Annotated in this window: 2 protein-coding genes; both read right to left on the reverse strand. The window is 57.7% G+C overall.

Going from position 1 to position 1,946, the window contains the following annotated elements; all coding sequences use genetic code 11:
• Positions 1–133 precede the first annotated feature (133 nt).
• Entirely contained in the window at positions 134–898 is a 765-nt protein-coding gene (locus tag C9413_RS31655; RefSeq protein ID WP_170251480.1) for a TIGR04290 family methyltransferase, read from the reverse strand.
• Between the two features lie 134 nt (positions 899–1,032).
• On the reverse strand, positions 1,033–1,946 hold a 914-nt coding region (locus C9413_RS31660; protein WP_170251479.1), incomplete at its 5' end, for an NAD-dependent epimerase/dehydratase family protein.

Genomic DNA, 1,946 nt, shown 5'->3' on the forward strand with positions numbered 1-1,946 from the left:
GCATAGGGCCGCCACTCACACCTGCGTTCGCCACAACGGTGCCAGCAGTCGTCTGTTCCGCTGCATCGACGTTGCATGCACCAATCAAGGATCAGAGTTGGTGCGGCCTTTCTTCGTCAATGTCAGTGCTCGCCTAACAAGACGCGGCCACCGGCGGCGGTTCAACCGCATAGTGGCGTTGGCCACGTCGGCACAGATAGACCTCGCGTTCGGGATGGTCGTCGATTCGAAATCCGGCGCTGCGCAACATTGCCTCGACTGCCGCCTGGTTGGGAATGAACCAGTTTTTGGGATCGGCTGCATAGCGTTCCTCGACAAAGAAAAGCTTCGGATATTCGGGCTGGTCGAAAATGCTCCACTCGGAAAAATCGTAATCCTCCCTGAGATCGGGAACACGCTCATCGCCGCGCTGGAGGCACTGAAACAGCATCGTATCGCCGACAACATGTTCATAAAGAAGATCCAATGCCAGCAGGGGGTGACGCAGGTGATAGAACACGCCCATAAAGATCACCAGGTCGAATTTTTCACTCAGTCTGGCGACATCATAGACTGACATCTGTCTGAATTCGATTTCCGCTGCCAATTGCTCCGCGGCGAAGCGGGCCTGTGCCAGATAGCGTGGATCGGAATCAATACCAACGACACGGGCAGCGTTGCGCCGTTTCATCTCGAGGGCATAGAAACCCGCATTGCAGCCGACATCGAGCACGCTGAGACCACTGAGATCGGCCGGGAGCACATGCTGGAATCCCTTCCACTTGAAGGTCGGATAATCGCCGAGGAAATGATCGGCCGCGGTCATGTGACCCCCGATGTTTAAATTCTGAAACCACGGCCCAAGTTCTCGAATCCGTTTTTGCAGGTCCTGATGTCCAGTCGGGTGTGCTGCATCCATGTCGGGCTCTCCTTCGTCGTCGATTACAGCGCCGCGTCTTTTCAGACGCAAAGGACGCGGTAACGCTTTGAATTTCTGCATAAGTTTCCCAAATTCCGATATAAGGAATTATGCAGTGGTCTATCCCTCGCATGTCAGACGCCGATCGCGGTACGTCCAGCTTTTGCACGCCGCCGCCAGTTCGAGCGCCGGGTAACCTGTGCGTTGTCGAAGCCTCCATCAGGACGGGCCGCGGCAATGAACCAATCGGCGGTCAGACGAAGGCCTTCGGCAAGCGGGATGGTCGGCTCCCAGCGCAGCAGTTCTTTTGCCCGTGAAATGTCAGGCCGTCTGCGCTGAGGATCGTCTTCCGGCAGCGGCTTGTGGACGACGATGGATGTCGACGGCACCATGGCCATCACCATGTCGACAAGCTGGTTAATCGTGAACTCGCCGGGATTGCCGAGGTTGACCGGAGCGCCAGGATTGGGGTCGACGTCCATCAGTGCCATCAACCCTGCAACGAGATCACTGACAAAGCAGAAGGAGCGCGTCTGATCACCGCTTCCATAAATCGTCAGCGGTGCGCCGGAAATGGCTTGCACCAGAAGGTTGGAAATGATCCTCCCATCGCTCGGCTGCATGCGTGGCCCGTAGGTGTTGAAGATACGGGCAACGCGCGCATCCACCTTTCCAGCCCGCAGCATATCGAAACAAAGCGCTTCCGCCGCGCGTTTGCCTTCGTCGTAACAGGCGCGTGGGCCTATGCAGCTGACATTGCCGCGGTAGTCTTCCGTCTGCGGATGCTCTACGGGATCACCATAGACCTCGCTCGTCGACGCCTGGAGCAGCGAGGCACGATGCTGTTCGGCCAGCGAAAGCAAATTGCCTGTGCCGGCTACACAGGTCATCATCGTATGCACCGGGTCTGCCTGGTACTGAGGGGGCGAGGCCGCGCAGGCGAGATTGTAGATCTCGTCCAAAGGCTCGTCGCGGCTATCCCGGGGGCAGATGTCCTTCTCGATCCAACGGACCTTGGGCTGGTTGATCAGAGGCCGGACATTGTCTT

Origin of the sequence: Rhizobium sp. SEMIA 4085 (assembly GCF_013004495.1) — a bacterium.
Taxonomy (GTDB): Bacteria; Pseudomonadota; Alphaproteobacteria; order Rhizobiales; family Rhizobiaceae; genus Rhizobium; species Rhizobium gallicum.

Coding starts and splice junctions, on each gene's coding strand:
- C9413_RS31655 (WP_170251480.1), bottom strand. CDS start 898: ATGGATGCAGCACACCCGACTGGACATCAGGACCTGCAAAAACGGATT.